At 32.0% G+C, this 2,072-nt stretch carries 3 protein-coding genes; all 3 read left to right on the forward strand.

Features of this window, described 5'->3' with window-relative positions:
• The first annotated feature begins 185 nt into the window (after window positions 1-185).
• Window positions 186-809, forward strand: a complete 624-nt coding sequence (locus HU235_RS22265; RefSeq protein WP_174881627.1) for a phosphatase PAP2 family protein — start codon at window positions 186-188, stop codon at window positions 807-809.
• A 65-nt stretch (window positions 810-874) separates the two neighbouring features.
• Window positions 875-1,186: a YodL domain-containing protein gene (locus tag HU235_RS22270; RefSeq protein ID WP_174881628.1), complete on the forward strand. Its 312-nt coding sequence runs from the start codon at window positions 875-877 to the stop codon at window positions 1,184-1,186.
• 129 nt (window positions 1,187-1,315) lie between these two features.
• Entirely contained in the window at window positions 1,316-2,023 is a 708-nt protein-coding gene (gene deoD / locus HU235_RS22275) for a purine-nucleoside phosphorylase (protein ID WP_174881629.1), read from the forward strand.
• Window positions 2,024-2,072 lie beyond the last annotated feature (49 nt).

Raw genomic sequence — 2,072 nt, forward strand, 5'->3', positions numbered from 1 at the left:
CTATATATAGAATAATGATGAGGTTAGTTATTATATATCAGTGTTTGAGGGATAAGACCCTTTTGAGCGACCCTCTTTTTTTGGCTTTGAAGCTTTTTTATTATTTAAACGTATGGAGTATAAAAAGGATCTTAAAGAAATAAAATGGGAGATATGGACAAAGCATGCAGTGCAGGAGGATACATATGAAAAAGTGGTTTTTCCTTTCGGTTATATTGTTTCTTGGATTGGCCTTCTTATATCGTTATGAATTCATTTATCTAATCGATGTTAAAATAACCCTCTTATTTGAAACGTTAAGAACAACCTTATTAACGAATATTTTTTTATTCCTGTCAGAAGTTGGCTCGATTAAGTATATGTTTCCTATTTGCATCTTTTTCACTATTCTTTTACTTTATAAAAAAAGAATTATTTCCGCTCTCTTTTTATTTATCTTATTATTTAGTGTTAGGTGGATAAATAGTGAACTTAAAGTATTATTTAGTAGAGAAAGGCCCCATTTTGACGCAGTCTATAAAGAGGCATTTTACAGTTTTCCTAGTGGACATTCTATGAATTCAATAGCTATTTACAGTTTTATTTGTTATTTATTTATTCAATATATTGAAAGTGAAAAAATACGAAAATTCTGTATCGCGACGACAACAATTTTGATTGGATTAATTGGAATGAGCAGAATATATTTAGGTGTTCACTATCTTACTGACGTGTTAGCAGGTTTTTGTGCGGGATTTTCGATGTTTATAGTCATTTCCTTCTTAAATAATAAAATAAATAAGTTGTTCGACAAAATTAGATCTGTTTAGAGAAAGGACTTTTCATATAGACCTCTAATAAGTAAGATAATAAGCTTAATTGGAGGGTGATATGTGTGGTATATTCCTTATTATTAAAGAAACGGATACAGTCTTATGATATTACAATTTTTCAAACGCCAAAATTCGGCGAAAAAAAGGGCTACCATGAAGTGTATCGTTGCATGATAACGGGACAGTCTCATCAGCATGTTATGGAAAAGGTCTTTCAAACATTTAATGTTGCCGACACAATGCCATCTGATTATGAAGCAAGATATTTGAGTACAGGTGATATTGTTTTAATTGATGAGGGGAAGAAAGGTCAATTTTATTATAAACTTAAGCCTGAGGGATGGAAAAGAATTAATCGAATACACGTTAGATAATTAGAAAATTTCATAGTTTTTAAGATAACTGTACATGTTTTCCACAATGATATAGTCCTTTTAAATTACCTAAGTAATATGATATAGTTTATGTGCTATTGTTTTAATAACTAATAGGAGGGATAGTAGATGAGTGTCCATATTGGAGCAAAACAACATGAAATTGCAGAAACTGTATTGCTGCCTGGAGATCCATTACGAGCAAAGTATATTGCAGAAACTTTTTTAGAGGATGTCATTTGTTACAATGAAGTAAGGGGCATGTATGGTTTTACTGGAACATATAAGGGAGAAAAGATATCTGTACAAGGCACAGGTATGGGAGTTCCCTCTATTTCAATATACATAAATGAATTAATTAATAGCTACGGTGTGCAAAATTTAATACGAGTAGGAACATGTGGCGCAATTCAGAAAGATGTTCGTGTGCGTGACGTCATTCTCGCGATGAGTGCTTCAACTGATTCACAAATGAATCGTTTAACCTTTGGTGGAGTTGATTATGCACCAACTGCTAACTTTGATCTGTTAAAGAGAGCGTATGATACAGGTGTAGAAAAAGGACTCAATCTCAAGGTTGGAAATGTATTTACAGCTGATATGTTCTATAATGATAATGCTGAGCATGAGAAATGGGCAAAATATGGCATTTTAGCAATTGAAATGGAAACAGCAGCTCTTTATACAATTGCGGCTAAGTTCAATTGTAAAGCTCTATCTGTATTAACAGTTAGCGATCATATTCTTATAGGTGAAGAAACTAGCTCAGAAGAAAGACAAACAACTTTCAATGATATGATTGTTGTTGCTTTAGACGCTGCAATAAGTAAAAATTAATAGGATATATTGTTAAAATGATTATTTTAACAGTAGTTTAGCTGTCGAG

Source organism: Metabacillus niabensis (genome assembly GCF_902829255.1).
Lineage (GTDB): Bacteria > Bacillota > Bacilli > Bacillales > Bacillaceae > Metabacillus > Metabacillus niabensis.